Annotated in this window: 11 protein-coding genes; 3 read left to right on the top strand and 8 right to left on the bottom strand. The window is 59.0% G+C overall.

Translation table 11 applies throughout. The features are described from left to right. The first annotated feature begins 251 nt into the window (after positions 1-251). Positions 252-1,508, top strand: coding sequence for an AGE family epimerase/isomerase (locus AAID99_RS04190; protein ID WP_498493223.1), 1,257 nt, complete (start codon positions 252-254; stop codon positions 1,506-1,508). Between the two features lie 44 nt (positions 1,509-1,552). Here the strand turns inward: AAID99_RS04190 and AAID99_RS04185 are convergent, their stop codons facing one another. From AAID99_RS04185 to edd, 8 genes are all read right to left on the bottom strand, one after another. Beyond that, a complete protein-coding gene (locus AAID99_RS04185) occupies positions 1,553-2,269 on the bottom strand; it encodes a hypothetical protein (protein ID WP_188427386.1) in 717 nt (238 codons plus the stop codon). A 34-nt stretch (positions 2,270-2,303) separates the two neighbouring features. After that, on the bottom strand, positions 2,304-3,884 hold the full coding sequence (gene purH / locus AAID99_RS04180) for a bifunctional phosphoribosylaminoimidazolecarboxamide formyltransferase/IMP cyclohydrolase (protein ID WP_498493222.1): 1,581 nt from the start codon (positions 3,882-3,884) through the stop codon (positions 2,304-2,306). A gap of 54 nt (positions 3,885-3,938) precedes the next feature. Then, positions 3,939-4,472 carry a metal-dependent hydrolase gene (locus AAID99_RS04175; protein ID WP_498493221.1) on the bottom strand — a complete coding sequence of 178 codons (534 nt, stop codon included), beginning with the start codon at positions 4,470-4,472 and terminating at the stop codon, positions 3,939-3,941. 207 nt (positions 4,473-4,679) lie between these two features. Continuing rightward, a complete protein-coding gene (locus AAID99_RS04170; protein ID WP_498493220.1) occupies positions 4,680-6,152 on the bottom strand; it encodes an efflux transporter outer membrane subunit in 1,473 nt (490 codons plus the stop codon). Continuing rightward, positions 6,149-7,243, bottom strand: coding sequence for an HlyD family secretion protein (locus AAID99_RS04165; RefSeq protein ID WP_498493219.1), 1,095 nt, complete (start codon positions 7,241-7,243; stop codon positions 6,149-6,151). Before AAID99_RS04165 ends, AAID99_RS04170 begins: the two co-directional genes overlap by 4 nt. Positions 7,244-7,246: 3 nt before the next feature. After that, on the bottom strand, positions 7,247-8,752 hold the full coding sequence (locus tag AAID99_RS04160) for an MFS transporter (protein ID WP_498493218.1): 1,506 nt from the start codon (positions 8,750-8,752) through the stop codon (positions 7,247-7,249). Between the two features lie 305 nt (positions 8,753-9,057). Next, the gene (gene eda / locus AAID99_RS04155) at positions 9,058-9,648 is read right to left on the bottom strand and encodes a bifunctional 4-hydroxy-2-oxoglutarate aldolase/2-dehydro-3-deoxy-phosphogluconate aldolase (RefSeq protein WP_498493217.1); all 591 of its coding nucleotides are present in this window, start codon (positions 9,646-9,648) and stop codon (positions 9,058-9,060) included. Next, on the bottom strand, positions 9,548-11,536 hold the full coding sequence (gene edd / locus AAID99_RS04150; RefSeq protein ID WP_498493216.1) for a phosphogluconate dehydratase: 1,989 nt from the start codon (positions 11,534-11,536) through the stop codon (positions 9,548-9,550). Before edd ends, eda begins: the two co-directional genes overlap by 101 nt. Before the next feature lie 298 nt (positions 11,537-11,834). Between edd and AAID99_RS04145 the strand changes: the two genes are divergently transcribed. Together AAID99_RS04145 and AAID99_RS04140 are read left to right on the top strand one after the other, a co-directional pair. Continuing rightward, a complete protein-coding gene (locus AAID99_RS04145) occupies positions 11,835-14,765 on the top strand; it encodes a TonB-dependent receptor domain-containing protein (protein ID WP_498493215.1) in 2,931 nt (976 codons plus the stop codon). 164 nt (positions 14,766-14,929) lie between these two features. Beyond that, a complete protein-coding gene (locus AAID99_RS04140) occupies positions 14,930-16,567 on the top strand; it encodes an FGGY-family carbohydrate kinase (RefSeq protein WP_498493214.1) in 1,638 nt (545 codons plus the stop codon). Positions 16,568-16,666: the final 99 nt, after the last annotated feature.

The raw sequence follows: 16,666 nt of genomic DNA, 5'->3' as shown, positions 1-16,666 counted from the left end.
AGCACCCCTTCAGGAAACAGGCTTTATCGGGATCCTTCGCCGGAGAGCCTGTTTTCTCATTAGCTCGCCTCCTCCCTGCCCTCCATCCCCCACCAGCCGTCACGCCTTGCTTTGCGCTCGGGGCAGAGGTTTGACTCATTGATGGTAAATAACCCGTGCAAGGAGCCGGGGCAGTCAATCGAACAATCAAACCGAAACCCCGCCGCCCTCTCTGCGTGTTGATCAAAACGACAGTACGACAGGATGGCACGATGACCGATCTACTCTCCCCCATGCTTCTGCCCGAGACAAGCTGGGTTCGACGCTCCGCCCATCGCCTCTGGCTCGCGGCTGAAGGACGCCGTCTCCTGCGTTTTGCCCAGGCCTCACGTATGGAGGGCGGCTTCGGCGCTCTGGGGCGTGATGGCTCTCTGCCCAGGGATGCGCAGCCGGATGGTATCCTGACCGCGCGAATGGTTCATGCTTTCTCAATGGCGACATTACAGGGCATCCCCGGCTGTCTGCCGCTGGTCCAGCACGGCGTCGCGGCCCTGCTTGGCCCGCTCCATGACAAGGATCATGGCGGCTGGTTTGAAACACCATCGGCACCGAACAATCGTAAGCAGGCCTATCTGCATGCTTTTGTGGCACTCGCCGGGTCGTCTGCAACACTGCTTGGTGTTGAGGGAGGTGAAAAGCTGCTCTCCCTTGCGACCGAAATTCTCGAGACACATTACTGGTCTGAAGAAGAAGGGGTAATGCGTGAGAGCTTCGCGCGCGACTGGAGCGATGAGGAAGATTATCGAGGGGCGAATGCCAATATGCATTCGACCGAAGCCTGCCTCGCGCTCGCAGACATCACAGGCAATGACGATTGGCTCAAGCGCGCCCATCGTATTGTGCATCGCTTCGTTCATGAAATTGCAGGGTCTCACGATTATTGCATGCCCGAGCATTTCAATCGCGACTGGGTGCTGCTGCGCGACTACAACAAGGACAAACCAACAGACTCACTGCGCCCTTACGGTATGACCCCCGGGCATTTTGCTGAATGGGCGCATCTGACCGTCAAGGTTGAAGCGGCTTTGCTTCGTCGCGACGGCGTGGCGCCGGGATGGATGCTGCATGACTCGCGAGCGCTGCTCGACTCAGCCCTGCGCTATGGCTGGGCAGCAGATGGCAAGCCAGGAATGATCTATACCATCGACTGGGATCACAAACCGCATGTAACCGTGCGCGCCCACTGGGTACAGGCCGAAGCTGTCACGGCTGCGGTCAACCTGCTCAAGCGCACAGGCAGTCCGGCCTATGAGACATGGTATCGCAAGCTTTGGGATTATATCGCCGAGGCGCTGATCGATCACGAACATGGCGGCTGGCGTAACGAGGTCGACGCGGACGGGCATATTTCAGGCGAGGTCTATGCCGACAAGGCCGATCTCTATCACGCTTTTCAGGCGACAGTAGCGCCCATCCTGCCACTCTCGCCCTGTCTCACGCTGGCCCTGCGCGAGTCAGATATCGTCTGAGCAACGGCACCCCGCCCCCTATATTGGGCAGGGTAGCTGAAATCCTATTCCGTGCCGCCCGGCGCCTCGATCTGGTCGTAACCTGTCGAGCCTGGCGGCGCACCGCGCGGGATGAGCGGTTCGTCAGACACGTGGATCGCCTGCAGGCGGTCAGGCCCAAGACGACGCGCAACCACAAGCTTGCCGAAAGCCGTCTGATAACCATAGCCCTCAGCGTAAATCGGCACCCCAAGCCTGAGAAAATTCGTGCGGGCACCTGACGCGGGCACGCGCAGCACCGTGCCTGTATTCAGCACAGCGCCATTCAGGGCACCATCACCGTCATGCAGCAGCCTGACAATGCGGCCTTCCGCATTGGCTGGCGGGGCTGATGTCACCAGTTCAGGCATGGGCGCGGCACAAAGGTCAGACTTGCCGCTGAGCGCGAGCGCACGCACAAGATGAAGCGAGGGCGCTGCCAGTCCTTTTACGACCAGTACGACCCCGGCACGCAGGTGATGGTCCTGTGCCGCTAGGCCGGGAGGCATTTCGACCTCCGTGCCATCTGTCAGGAGGGCCCCGACAGCATCCCCCTGCGTGCCGGGTAGCAGACGCTCGATCTTGCCTGAAAAGCGCGGCAGATTGCCAAGATCAAAAACGCAATTACCGGATGGAGCCGTGTCGGCAGGCGGGGTAATTGCGGCCGAAGCGACACCCGAAAATCCGCCTAGAAGGGCAGCGAGCCCTATCGATGCACAAAGTTTCTGCAAGCGATTACCCATTCTGCCCTCCTGTTTCGCTACGACGATTTGACCGTCAGTGACGGAAATGGCGCATACCCGTGAACACCATGGCAATACCTGCTGCATCGGCCGCATCGATCACTTCCTGATCGCGGATCGATCCGCCCGGCTGGATGACGGCGACCGCACCCGCAGCAATCACGCTCTCAAGCCCATCCGCAAACGGGAAGAAGGCGTCGGATGCGGCAACAGAACCCTGCGTCAGGGCCACGCTCTCGCCTGCTGCTTCGGCAGCGTCCAGGCTCTTTCGTGCCGCGATACGGGCTGAGTCGACACGCGACATCTGACCCGCACCGATACCAACCGTTGCGCGGTCCTTGGCATAGATGACGGCGTTCGACTTGACGTGTTTGGCCACACGGAACGCGAAGAGAAGATCGGCCATTTCGGCGTCTGTCGGCGCACGTTTGGTCACGACGCGCAGATCGGCCTCGGTCACCTGCCCTGCGTCCCGGCTTTGCGCGAGGAAGCCACCAGCAACGGATTTGAATGTGAGCCCTTCAGAAGTCGCCGAAGGAACGCCGCCGGTCAGCAGAAGGCGCAGGTTCTTCTTGCGGCTCAGAACGGCTTTCGCGCCATCTGTCGCGTCGGGCGCGACGATCACCTCGGTGAAGATTGTCGCGATCTGCTCTGCCGTTGCTTCATCCAGCGGGCGATTGAGGGCCACGATGCCACCGAAGGCCGAAACCGGGTCGCATTTCAGGGCGGATTTCCAGGCGGATTCGAGCGTCTCAGCGCTCGCGACACCACAGGGGTTGGCATGCTTCACGATGACGACGCTCGGCTTGTCGAACTCGGCAACAGCCTCGAACGCGGCATCTGTGTCATTGAGGTTGTTATAGCTAAGCGCCTTGCCCTGAATCTGGGTGGCTGTCGCAATGCCATAGCGCTTTTCGGAGGTGACATAGAAAGCCGCGTTCTGATGCGGATTCTCGCCGTAGCGCAGCAATTCGCGCCGTGAACCGCTCAGCGTCATGGTTTCAGGCAGGGCCTCGCCGCGCTGACCGGCAAACCAGGAAGCGATCATCGAGTCATAGGCAGCCGTGTGGGCGTAGGCTGCGCCAGCCCAGAGCTGACGCTCGGCCAGGGTCGATCCGCCCTGCGCCAGCGAGGCAATGAGGGCGTCATATTGTGCTGGCTCGGTCAGGATCACGACATGATCATGGTTTTTGGCTGCAGCACGGATAAGCGCTGGCCCACCAATATCGATATTCTCGATGCAGTCTTCGGCACCGGCACCAGAGGCGACCGTGGCAGCGAAAGGATATAGATTGACGCAGACGAGATCGATCGGCGCAATCTGATGCTCATCCATCTGGGCGAGATGCGATGCGAGATCGCGACGACCGAGAATGCCACCATGGATCTGGGGCACAAGCGTCTTGACGCGGCCATCCAGTATCTCCGGAAAGCCCGTATGGTCGGACACATCCGTCACATCCAGACCGGCCTCGCGCAGCGCCTTGGCCGAGCCTCCGGTCGAGAGAAGCTGGGCGCCTTGCGTGACCAGCGCCTTGCCGAGCGTGATCAGCCCTGCCTTGTCTGAAACGGAGAGAAGCGCCCGACGAATGGGCAGACGATCGGGAGAGGACATGACGGGCTCCAGAATGGCTTATTTTCTGTGCTGCTCTTAGTTCCCTGCGCCCGATTAGGCAATGAAGGCGTGTTGCGACGCTCTCGAACCGTCATGAAGCAGATTACGGGACAGATAATGATAGGTCACGCAGCTCAGCAGCCCCAGGCAGCAGACAAGAAGGAGATACTCCCTGAAACTGCCTGTCTTGGCGTAAGGCCAGAGAGATACCCTGTTTTTCGATAAGGGATAGAGCGCCCAGCAACCGCCAGTCATCAGATCAGCGACGATATGGCTCACATATCCGACCAGAAACGCTCCCCATGGCGAACGGAGCGATCCCATTCCCTGAAAGTGCACAAGACCCCAGACGATAAGCAATGGCACGAAAAAGGAATGCGTGACGGTACGATGGCCGCACAGCCGCGAAAGTGGTCGGGAGAGCCACACCATACGGCAACCGAGAAGCGATCTCTCCGTGTCCAGATCAGGGGCAAGGCTGCCAAGCCCGGCTGCGCACAGGCTCAGGAAAGACAGCGGCACGTAGCCCATAGACGACGCAGTGATGGCGGAAGCGACACCAAGAACGATATGAGAACGTCCGATCATGCCGCCTTATGACATTACTTTGAGACTCTCGTCTATCCTCTTGATTCTATGGCTGAGTTTTCACGCTCCGAAACCAACGCTCCCTAGGCTGCAGCCTCAAAGTTTTAGCCACGCCGATTTTTGAAAACATTCAAAATCAATGCTCTATCCTATAACCTTCATATCCTGATGAAAGAGCGCAGTCGGCCTTCAGGGCAAAACAATCTTTCAATTAGAGCCTGTTGGAGCATTCTTCTCAGTAAACGCGGCATATTCCCATCCGCCGCCCAGCGCTCGGTAAAGGGATACGAACGACGTCGCGATCTGGATACGGTTGGCGGAGAAATTCGCCTCAGCCTCCAGAGCTGCGCTTTCAGCTGTGTCGACCTGAAGGAAATCTACCGCGCCTTCCCGATATTGCTGCTGGGCAATCGACACCGCCTTGCGGCTCTCCTGCCAGGCGATCTCAGTCTGGACGAGACGCTTCTGGGCCTGCGCATAGGCAGTCAATGCGTTGTCTACTTCATTCCAGGCGGTCATGACCGTCTGGTGAAAAGCGAGCGCAGCGTCTTTCTGCTCGGCTTTCCTCAGCGCAAGAGTGCCGCGCAGACGCCCCCCTTCGAAGAGCGGTACTGAAAGCGTCGGCCCCGTAGCAAACTGCCGCGAAGGCAGAGAGAAGAAATTTGCGGCCGACAGGGTCTGCGTACCCATCTGCCCGGTCAGTGTGATATCGGGGTAGAAGGCGGCAATCGCGACACCCACGCCAGCAGTTGCAACGTGAAGGCGGGCCTCGGCCTCACGGATGTCAGGGCGCCTGCGTGCGAGAGACGAAGGCAGACCGATGGGCGCCGCGGGCACAACAATCGGCATTGATCCCTCACGCCGTGCCAGTTCGATCGCAAGACTGCGCGGTGGTTCATCAAGCAGCAAGCCGATGGCGTTGATCAGCGCACTCTCGGCATTACGCAGATTGGGCAAGGCAGACGCCGTGTTGGCCTGCTCGGTGCGCGCCTGTGCCAGGTCGAGCGTGGTGGCCGCTCCATTGCCAAAACGCGCTTCCACCAGAGATACATCGTGGTCAGAGACCGACAAGTGGCGTTCGGTGATGGCGATCTGATCCTGCACCCCTCTGAGCTGCATGTAGGAATTGACGAGTGTCGCCAGTGTGCTCAGTGCGAGGCCATGGCGCGCTTCGATAGCGGCTTCCTGCGTGGCATGCTGCGCCTCGACGGCCCTGCGGATCTGCCCGAAAAGATCCAGATCCCATGAAGCGCCAAGCGTGTTCTGGAAGAAATCATATTCGTTGGGCGCGCCTGATCGCGGCTGCACAAGAGAGATGAACCCCGTCGAACTCTGATGGGTGCGGGTATAGGACCCCGCCCAGTTCATATTCGGCAAACCTTGCGCAGCAGCGATCCGGGTCTGTGAACGTGCCTCTTCGATACGCTGCATGCCGCGTTGAAGATCGATGTTTTGCACCGCGAGACGATCGATCAGCCGGTTTAGTTCATCGTCGTGGAACAGCTTCCACCAAGCGATGTCTACCGGCCCGCCATAGGTACTCCCCGCCACATCCTGCGGCTCCTGACCGTAATGCGTGGGCGCGATGACATCGGGGCGCTTGAAGTCCGGGCCAAGCGTGCATCCGGTCAAAAGCGTCGTAGTGAGCGCTGTGGCGGCGATGCGGGCGGCACATTTCATCGTGCTGTGATTCCCGTTGCGCTGTGCTGCTGTTCGTCCACCACATTTTCGAGCTGCGTATCGACACTGGTCTCGACAGAGAACCCCATACGCAGAAGTTTTGCCAGTGGCTGACCCGGCGAGACGATAATCTTGACCGGCAGGCGCTGGACAATCTTGGTGAAGTTACCCGTCGCGTTTTCCGGAGCGATCGGCGCGAATGCCGCTCCCGAAGCAGGAGGGATACTGTCGACAATCCCGTCCAGATCCATGTTGTAAGCGTCGACATGGATGCGGGCGTGCTGACCCGGTCGCATATGCCGCAGCGCGATCTCGCGATAATTCGCCATGATCCAGAGCTGATCCATCGGGACCACAGCCATCAAAGCAGCACCCGGCGCAACGTAATTACCACTCTGCACCGTCTTTTCCCCAACCATACCATCGAACGGTGCGCGTATGTCTGTATAAGACAGATTGAGTTCGTCCTGCTTGATGACCGCCCTGTCGATCTCGAGGGTCTTGAGTGCAGCGTCATGGCGTGCCCGAAGAATGGGAAGTTCCGCCTCTGCCGCGACAATGCGTGCGTTCATACTGCGCAGATTGGCTTCCATTTCTCTCATGGAAGCGTCGGTCAGCTGCCGCTCCTGATTTGAACCCGCCCCTGTCTGGGCCAGATTGTGATAACGCTGAGCATTCTGGCGGGCATAGACGAGCTGGGCGCTGATGCGGCCCGCCTCAGCCTTGCTTTCCTCGATCATGCTCGGCTGGCGCTCGACGCTGGCCTGCGCATCGCTGACTAGGGCCGCGTCGTGCACAAGCTGTGCCTTGCTGCGCATAAGAGCAGTCTCGTAATCCCGTGGATCAAGCCGCGCCAGTACCTGCCCCGCCTTCACGCTCTGATTGTCATCGACGAGCACGTCAATAATCTGGCCAGGTATACGGGGGGCTATCGTCGCATAATGGGCACTCACATAGGCATCATTCGTCCAGACATGCCGCGTCGGCAAAAAGACGATACCCAGAATGACCCCGCTGAACACCAGGATGACGAGGGCTGTCACAACGAAAGGCCACTTGGCCGGTTTGCTCTCTTGATCGTCGAAGGCCATGGCTCAGGATTGTTTCTTTATAAACATGAGACGGGGGGGAAATGTACGTTGCGGCAGGAACAGCACCGATATCATCAGACAAACCGTAATAGCCGCAATGATCATGTAGGCGTCAGATAATTCGAGAACTGTTGTCTGATGTGCCAGTTGCGACTTGAACGTCACAAGCGAGTCACCGCTTCGGGGTGTGCCATCCGGCAGAAGCGGCGCCGGCTTCTGCAACGGGAGCGCATTGGCCTGAAACGTCCGATAACGATCAACACCGATACGGTCGGTCAGGCGGTTCGAATGCAGTCCGCCTCGCCAGCGATGAGTCAACTGCAAAAGCCAGATCCCGATCGCCTGCGCGACAGCGCGCGGCGTATTGACCATGGCTGCGGCAAATGGCCCCTCGGCTGGAACGAGCGAATTGGTCGACATCATCAGGAGTGGCATGACAATCATGGCCTCGCCTGCTCCCATGAAGATCTGCCACAGATAGAACTCGTTCCGGTTCCATCCCACGGTCATGAAGCTGTCGCCAGCGCAGGCCATCAGGATCAGCATCATGCCAAGCAGACTGACCACACGGCTATCAACCGATTTGCTGTTCAGGACGACCGCCATGAGAGGCAGCATCACAAGCTGGATACAGGCGATCTCGAGGGTCACAAGATAGATCTGTTCCGGCCTGTATCCGGCAACCTCCTGAAGAAAGGTCGCGGGCAAGGTCGATGAGGCCAAGGATACGACGAGAAAGATGAGCAGGGTTGAGGCCCCATAGGCGAAGTTACGCCGGCCCAGAAGCTGGAACCGAAAAAGCGGCGTATGCTGATGCCATTCATTATAGACCAGCAGCGGCAGGCAGATAGCTGCAATAAGGCAGAGCACACAGATTGCTGGCGAATTGAACCAGTCAAAGCGGTCACCTTGTTGCAGCACCGTTGAGAGCGCTCCAAAGCCAAACAGGATCAGCAGAGCGCCTTTCCAGTCGAAACGGGCAAAACGGCGGTAATTCGGCCTTTCCGGCGCTATGCCATACCACAAAAGCGAGGCGGCCAGACTGCCAAAAGGCACGGCCTGCCAGAACACAAAACGCCAGTCGACCAGATCTGTCCAAAGACCAGCAAGCGCTGTGCTAAGATTGGGAAAGAAGGTTGCCGTAAGCGAATAGGCAGCGAGTCCATAGAGCCTGATGGGAGGCGCGAGTACCCTCAAGGCGATCATGAGCACAAGCGGAATAGCGAAGCCGCCCGCCAGCCCCTCGGTCATGCGAAGCATATAAAGAAGGGTCAGATTATCGGTAAAGGGTATCAGCGATGCGGAAAGGCTGGCAGTCATCGCCACGCAAACTGCAAACCGCCTGACACTGAACGTCAGCGCAAGCCAGGGCGCGAGTGACATGCCGAAAATCTCGGCGGACAGATAAAGGCTGTTGAACCAGGTACCTGCGTCATGATTGATGCCCAGCCCACCGAGGATATCTGGCAAAGACTGGGAGGAGACCTGCTCGTTTAATTCGGTGGTCATTGCAAGGACGATGACGCCCGCAAGCCCGAAGAAAGAGCGCCCCTGTTTAGTCATACTTGCACTGCGCTACCTTGAGATTCGTTGAGGGCGCAATGCTGACACATCGGAATCTATTCGGCGCTTTTGCTCAGACTTGCAATTGCATCGATCATAAAACTTAAATTAGCGAAACCCGGTCTTCATCGGGGACCCATGAAATTTGATCACTATCGCCCCGAAAAACCGTCCGAGGTGACGTGTGAATGGCGGCGGTTATCTCAACCGCGGGAGGAATCTTCCCCGCGGTTGAGAAAGCAGCCCGGTTTTCAGCGACCGATCTGCGCAGCGCGGTGAGCCCGGGATTCAACGGCGCCAGCATCGAACTGACCGCTCGTCAGCCAGGAACCACCGACGCAAGCCACGGCAGGCTCTGCCAGCCACTCGGCTGCATTGTCTTCGCTGATCCCACCCGTCGGGCAGAACTTCACCTTGCCGAAAACCGAGGCAAGCGCCTTGAGCGCGGGCAGACCGCCATTGGCCATGGCCGGGAAGAACTTGAACCGGCTCAGCCCCAGATCAAGGCCGCGCATGATATCACCCGCATTGGCTACGCCAGGCAGAAGCGGCACATCATGACGCTGTGCTGCAGCGGCCACTTCTGCCGTCAGGCCGGGGCTGACGATGAACTGGGCACCAGCCTCGGTCGCGCGCGCCAGATCATCACTATTCAGCACGGTTCCGGCACCGACATGAGCGCCCTCGACCTTCGACATCTCGCGAATGGCCTCAAGGGCGCAGTCGGTGCGGAGGGTTACCTCAAGCGTGGTCAACCCGCCCGCGACCAGCGCTTGCGCGATCGGGCGTGCCAGAGACAGATCCGGAATGACCAGAACCGGTATGACCGGGCATCGTGTCATCACGGCGTCCAGCAATGTCGTGTCGAGCATGAATATCTTCCTTATCGAGTTCCGCGCCGTGACAATCCATCACGTCTTCCAAAGCCGCGAGCATGGCCGAACCGCCTTTTTCCGCAGTGTCAGAGCGGCTGCGCATCAGCGTGAACAGCTCACGTCCCGTCCCTGCCCCCGGCAATGGCGGTGATGCGGGTTTACGGCGCTCCCATATCGCAGGATCGACCAGGGCTTCAATCTCGCCCCGACGGGCGCAGATCCGGAGCATATCCCCGTCTTCAATAAGAGCGATCGGGCCGCCGGATTGGGCTTCCGGGCAGATATGGATGGCTGCTGGCACCTTTCCGCTTGCGCCAGACATGCGTCCGTCTGTCAGAAGGGCAACGCGGTAGCCCTTGTCCTGCAGCACAGCCAGGGTCGGTGTCAGGCGATGCAGCTCGGGCATGCCATTGGCATCCGGCCCCTGAAAGCGAACAACCACAATCACATCGCGATTGAGCTTGCCTGCCTTGAAGGCAGTAATGACGTCTTCCTGGGTATGAAATACTGCCGCGGGCGCTTCGATAGTCTGACGATCGTCGTCGACAGCGCTCGTCTTGTAGATCCCTCTACCGAGCGAGCCCTGAACAAGACGCATGCCACCATCCTTGCGGAAGGGGTCCTTCGTGTCGCGCAGCACGCCGCGATCGGCAGAGGCACGCGCCGCACTATAAAGCAGGGCTTCACCCTCAAGCCGGGCACGACACGCATAATCGGCAAACCCGCCCTTCGAAACGGTCAGGATGTCCTGATGGAGCATGCCCCCGTCGCACAGCGCTGCAATGAGCGTCGGCAGGCCGCCCGCTTCCTGCATCGCGTTCACGTCAGCCGATCCGTTCGGATAGGCGCGGGTCAGCAGTGGTATAGCGGAAGAGAGCTCGTCGAGATCACTCCAGTCGATGCAGATACCTGCAGCGCGGGCAATGGCCGGAAGATGGATGGCGTGGTTGGTCGATCCCCCCGTTGCCAGAAGACCAACCGCCGCATTCACGATGGCTTTCTCGTCGACAAGATGGGCTAGCGGTCGGTGATCCTCACCGGGACGTGCGATCTCGACGAGACGATGTACAGCCTTGCGATTGAGTGCCTGACGAATACGGCTGTTCGGATTCCAGAAGGCTGAATCCGGGAGCATCAGCCCCATGAGTTCGACCATCATTTGGTTGGTATTGGCCGTACCATAGAACGTGCAGGTGCCCGCGCTGTGATAGGAAGCGGCCTCAGCCTCCATCAAGGCGCTCGAATCAACCTTCCCTTCTGCATAAAGCTGGCGGACACGCTGCTTCTCCTTGTTCGGCAGGCCAGACGTCATCGGTCCGGCCGGAACGAGCAAGGCGGGTAGATGGCCGAAGCGCAGTGCGCCCATGAGCAGCCCCGGCACGATCTTGTCGCAGATCCCGAGAAGCGCCACACCCTCGAACATGCCATGGCTCAGACCAATCGCCGTTCCCATGGCGATATTGTCACGCGACAGCAGGGAGAGCTCCATACCCTCCTGCCCCTGCGTCACGCCGTCGCACATGGCCGGCACACCCCCGGCAACTTGGACAGTCGCCCCCACTTCGCGGGCGAAGAGCTTCATCTGGTCCGGGTAGCGCGCATAGGGCTGATGCGCCGAGAGCATGTCGTTATAGCTTGTGATGACGCCGAGATTCACGCCACCGCCTCGCATGAGGCGCGCCTTGTCCTCACCTGACGCTGCCAGGGCATGGGCCAGATTGCCGCAGGCCAGACGCGGCCGCGATATTCCTTTCTGGCGGTTGCGCTCCATCAGGGCGAGATAGCGGCGCCGCGACACGGCGGAGCGCTCAATGATGCGCTCTGTGACGGAAGCAACGACGGGATGAAGAGACATGGCGGCTCACTAGGGGCTGTGTTTCTGCTCGCGTTTTCGCGAGGTGCGTCGTTGTAAAGTTTCTGTGAACAGGCGGTCAAGGGTGGTGGGTAACAAAATTCCCACGGAAGCCTTTTTTTTAAAGTTTTATAACATTGTCGACGCAACAGCCTGTTGCATATGGAACACATCGCAATAGAAATGTCACAATTACAGGGGGTGACATCACGTTACGAGATTGAAACCCTCAATCACGCTGTGCCATCTCGGGGTCATTCGGCGCTCCTTGCGCCATCATTTCCTTCCGCGAAAGTGACCAATGGCCATTTCCCGCATTCGCCTCCGCCACGCCTCGCTGCTGCTGGGTGCGACAATCCTTGCTGGTGTCAGTGTTTCCGCTCAGGCAGCAACGAACTCTGCAGTTGCACACAAGGCAACTCACAAGGCCGCTTCGAAGCGCAGCACACACGCTGCAACCAAGGCCGCAACCTCGACGGGCACGACGGCCGCCGCCGTTTCCACCACGGCACCAGCCCGCGCCCGCAGCAACGCGCTGCAGAGCCTGGCTGGCCCTGCCCCGTCCGGCAATGAGAGCATCACGGTTGTCGGTTCGGCGCTCAGCACCTCGAACAACACCAATGCCAATCCGGTCCAGATCATCACGTCCAAGCAGATCGCCCAGACAGGCGTGAACAATCTTGGCGACTACTTCATGCGCCTGCCGTCAGTCGGCTCCAGCGGCGTAAGCAACTCTGTCACCAATGGTGGCGGTGGCGTTTCCTGCGTCGATCTGCGTAACCTTGGCCTGTCTCGCGTTCTCGTGCTGGTGGATGGCAAGCGTACGACGGTCAACGGCGCCAGTAACTGCGTCGATCTCAATTCGATCCCGGTTCAGCAGGTTGCAAGCGTCGAGATCCTAAAGGATGGCGGCTCGGAGCTTTATGGTGCAGACGCCGTTTCGGGCGTGATCAACATCAAGATGCGTCACGACGTCAACACCGGCAACATCACGATGCGCGGCAGCATCTCTCAATACGGCGATGCACCCGAGGGCATGCTTTCCGGCTTCAAGGGCTGGAACTTTGACCACGGCAAAGGCAACATCACGTTGTTTGGCCAGTATCTGACCTCGAGCGGCGTCATGCAGCGCAATCGCTCCTGGGCAAATCCGGCGGCACAGAACAATCCTGTGACGGGACAGCCGACCTTTGGCTCCGGCTATGCCAGCACAGGCACGTTTTATCCCGATAGCGGTGGCACCTATACGAGTCACGACAACGGGCAGACGGCTGTTCCCTTCACCAAGAACGACCGTTATCCGTTCAATCGTAATCAGAGCCTGACCAGTTCGTATCAGGACTCATCGCTCTCCGGTGACACGCATTACGATGTAAACAAGCACCTGACGCTTTATGCGAATGTGCTCTACAGCCATCGTACGACGAACAGCTTTCTGGCCCCGGTTCCGGTCAGCGGCGCCATTCCTCCCAGCACGCTGCCAAACTCCGTTTATGTGCCTGCGGATTATCCCGGCAATCCGTTCGGTGAAGAGACCCAGGTCTATCGTCGCATGAGCGAATTCGGCTCGCGTCGCACCGAGCGGGCTTCCGACACAGTCACCGGTATGTTCGGCGCCAAGGGTGAGATCACCCATGGCTGGATGTATGACGCTTCCTACACTTATGGTGTGAACCGTGAGCAGGTGCGTACTCTCAACGTCGGTAACTACGCCAATCTTCTGAATGCCTGGGGCCTTCGCGCCGACGAACCCGGCAATCCGGACAGCAAGCTCAGCTATGATCCCTCGGTCTGTCAGGCGTCAGCGGGTTGCGAATTGTCCTCGCCTTTCGGCCGTCTGACGCAGCAGGGTGCGAATTACGCGAATTATACGACTGTCGAGAACATCCAGTACCAGTTCCGCGACACCAATTTCCGCGTGCATAACAACCATGTCGTCTCAATGCCGTGGAAAAATGGCGGTGATCTTGGTATCGCCCTGGGCATGGAGCACCGCAGCGAACAGGTCAGCGACAGCCCTGATCCGCTGGTGGAGCAAGGCATCGCTCTGACAAACGCGCAGTCCTATGCGGGCGGTGGCTTCAATGTTTCCGAGGGATATCTCGAGGGCAAGCTCAACCTTCTGAGAAATGCCTTCCTCGCGAAAGATCTCACGATCGATGCGCAGGGGCGTTATTCGTCCTACAATACGTTCGGCGGCGCGAAGAACTGGAAGGTTGCCATCAACTGGGCACCCAATCGCGATATCCGCTTCCGTGGCACACTCGGCACGTCATATCGCCAGCCTAACGTCTATCAGATGTTTGGTGGCCAGCAGCTGAGCTATGAGTTCGCTAACGACCCCTGCTCGCAGGTTGCAAGCTATGGCGCCCAATCGGCAACCGTTGCAGCAACCTGTGCACGTCAGGGTATTCCGTCAAACTTCACAATGGTGAGCCAGGGCCAGGTGCCCACCCTCCAGGGCGGTAATGCGGCTCTCAAGCCGGAGACGGGGCGTACCTATACGTTCGGCACGGTCATTACGCCGCACTGGATTCCGGGTCTCTCGCTCTCGGCAGAATACTGGCACTACACGGTCAAGAACATGATCAGCGTGATCGGCACGCAGTACCTTCTTGATCAGTGCTACACCGGCGGAAACGCGAGCTATTGCAACAACATCGTTCGTGCGCCGAACAACCAGATCCAGACGGCTTCGGCACTTTATGAGAATCTCGGTGGTCTGCGTACCGGCGGTCTCGATCTTGATCTGGACTACGCCTTCCGCATTACCCGTCATGATCGTTTGAGCCTGAGCAATAATTTCCAGCAGCTCATCAGCTATCAGCAGCAATATGTCCCGGGTGGGCAGTGGTACAATTATGACGGCCGCCTGCTCTATAATAACGGGTCGGGCCAGCCGCGCGTCCGTAACTATACGACTGCGACCTGGCGCCATGATGCCTTCAGCTTCACCTATATGATGAGCTACACGGGCGGCATGGTCTGGAATAACCAGACAGTCGATCTGACAAAGGCCACAGGTGGACGTTACAAGACGCCTGGGATTTTCTCACACGACATCACCCTTGGGTATCAGCTGAACCGGTGGAGCTTCCAGGCCGGTGTGCGGAACCTGTTCGACAAGAAGCCCCCCTATGTTGTGGATGGCGCGACCAATTCGAACGTCTATCAGTACGGCAACCTCTTTGTCGGACGTAACGTCTTCCTTCAGGCGGGCGTGGACTTCTAAGGCAAGATCCTCCGCATCGAGCCCGAAAAACCCGTCATCTCAGGATGGCGGGTTTTTTTGTGCGATATCTCATACATATTGAGACAGATCACACGCATTGGTGAGTTGCATCCCAGAACCTGAGTGGGAATATGACGAATTCGTAAGAGTTTGGATGGGTTCCCATGGACGTAGTGATTGGCGTGGATGTCGGCACAGGCAGCGCGCGCGCCGGTGTGTTTTCTCTGACCGGGCAAAAGCTTGCTTCCTGCGTCATTCCGACCCAGACATGGCGCCCCAAGGCCGATTTCATTCAGCAATCCTCGACCGATATCTGGGCTGCCATCTGCAAATGCGTCCGTTCCGCCATGGCCGAACTCGCCAATGACTCACCTGTCGTTCGCGGGATAGGCTTTGATGCAACCTGCTCGCTCGTCGTTCTCGACCGTGAAGGCAAGCCGCTCTCCGTTGATCCGGAAGGGGCGTCCGAGCAGGATGTGATCCTGTGGGCTGATCATCGCGCCATGAAAGAGGCCGATGAGATCAATGCAGGCAAATATGATGTGCTGCGTTATGTCGGTGGCACCATCTCACCGGAGATGGAAACGCCCAAGCTGCTTTGGCTCAAGCGTAATATGCCCGAGACCTTCAGCCGGGCCGGGTATTTCTTCGACCTGCCGGACTATCTGACCTGGCGAGCCACAGGGGCGGATTCGCGCAGCTGCTGCTCGACCGTCTGCAAATGGACCTATCTCGCCCATGACAAAGGATGGGATGACAGTTATTTCAAGGCCATTGGTCTTGGTGAACTTGCTGACGAGCACTATCGCCGCATTGGCGACACGGTGCGCTCTCTGGGCGAAGCAGTTGGAGACGGACTGAGCGACGTCGCTGCACGCGAACTTGGCCTCGCAGCCGGCATTCCCGTTGGGGTTTCCGCTATCGATGCCCATGCCGGTGGCATTGGTGTTCTTGGCGCGGCGTCAGGCGAAACGCTCGATGATGCGGCGCTTGATCGCAGCCTCGCCCTTATTGGCGGCACGTCCAGCTGCCACATGGCCGTGTCGCGTGATGCCCGTTATGTCGACGGCGTCTGGGGCCCCTATTCCGAGGCGATGCTGCCAGGCATGTGGCTGAACGAGGCAGGCCAGTCAGCGGTCGGCTCACTCGTCGACTTCGTGATCTCCACTCATGCCCAGGGTCCGGCTCTGGCCGAAAAGGCCAAGGCCGAAGGACGCACCGTCTATGAATTGCTGAATGAGCGGCTTGCCCTGCTCGAGCATGGCGCCCTCCCCGGCGCGCTGACCGCAGACTTCCACGTATCGCCCGATTTTCATGGCAATCGTTCGCCGCATGCCGACCCGACACTCAAGGGCATAGTGAGCGGGCTGAGCCTTTCGGCGACAATCGACGATCTGGCCAGGCTCTATCTCGCGACCATTCAGGCTCTGGCCTATGGCACACGCGATATCATTCGCGCCCTCAACGAAAAGGGCTATGCGATCGATACCATTTTCGCGACGGGCGGCGGCACGAAGAACCCTGTGTTCCTGCGTGAACATGCCAATGCCACGGGCTGTCGTATCATGCTGCCGCAGGAGACGGACGCCGTGCTTCTTGGCTCGGCCATTCTTGGCGCCGTTGCTGGAGGCGCCTATGCCGACATGCGCAGCGCCATGTCCCAGATGGCGCGTGTCGGTGCGGAGGTTGCGCCCGACGAGCGCACGAAGCGCTATCACGACGCAAAATTTGCTGTTTTTCAGGCAATGCATGAAGGGCAGCTGCACTACCGCGCGCTGATGCGAGAAGCACTTTCTTCCTGAACACCATCTTTCCCAGTCCCGGGGCGCCTCACCGTCAGAGGCGCCCCATTCTTTCCCCAGTGTTTTCCTTCACAGCCAGTACAGGCGGCCAGCCGCCTG

This window comes from Asaia sp. Ae19-3 (assembly GCF_059801175.1).
This window is presented reverse-complemented; position numbering and strand designations above follow the sequence as displayed.

What these genes read in the sequence shown, in the direction of transcription:
- AAID99_RS04145 (WP_498493215.1), top strand. Translation starts at nt 11,835, where the DNA reads ATGGCCATTTCCCGCATTCGCCTCCGCCACGCCTCGCTGCTGCTGGGT.
- AAID99_RS04140 (WP_498493214.1), top strand. Translation starts at nt 14,930, where the DNA reads ATGGACGTAGTGATTGGCGTGGATGTCGGCACAGGCAGCGCGCGCGCC.
- AAID99_RS04190 (WP_498493223.1), top strand. Translation starts at nt 252, where the DNA reads ATGACCGATCTACTCTCCCCCATGCTTCTGCCCGAGACAAGCTGGGTT.
- AAID99_RS04185 (WP_188427386.1), bottom strand. Translation starts at nt 2,269, where the DNA reads ATGGGTAATCGCTTGCAGAAACTTTGTGCATCGATAGGGCTCGCTGCC.
- AAID99_RS04175 (WP_498493221.1), bottom strand. Translation starts at nt 4,472, where the DNA reads ATGATCGGACGTTCTCATATCGTTCTTGGTGTCGCTTCCGCCATCACT.
- purH (WP_498493222.1), bottom strand. Translation starts at nt 3,884, where the DNA reads ATGTCCTCTCCCGATCGTCTGCCCATTCGTCGGGCGCTTCTCTCCGTT.
- AAID99_RS04160 (WP_498493218.1), bottom strand. Translation starts at nt 8,752, where the DNA reads ATGACCACCGAATTAAACGAGCAGGTCTCCTCCCAGTCTTTGCCAGAT.
- edd (WP_498493216.1), bottom strand. Translation starts at nt 11,536, where the DNA reads ATGTCTCTTCATCCCGTCGTTGCTTCCGTCACAGAGCGCATCATTGAG.
- AAID99_RS04165 (WP_498493219.1), bottom strand. Translation starts at nt 7,243, where the DNA reads ATGGCCTTCGACGATCAAGAGAGCAAACCGGCCAAGTGGCCTTTCGTT.
- eda (WP_498493217.1), bottom strand. Translation starts at nt 9,648, where the DNA reads ATGACACGATGCCCGGTCATACCGGTTCTGGTCATTCCGGATCTGTCT.
- AAID99_RS04170 (WP_498493220.1), bottom strand. Translation starts at nt 6,152, where the DNA reads ATGAAATGTGCCGCCCGCATCGCCGCCACAGCGCTCACTACGACGCTT.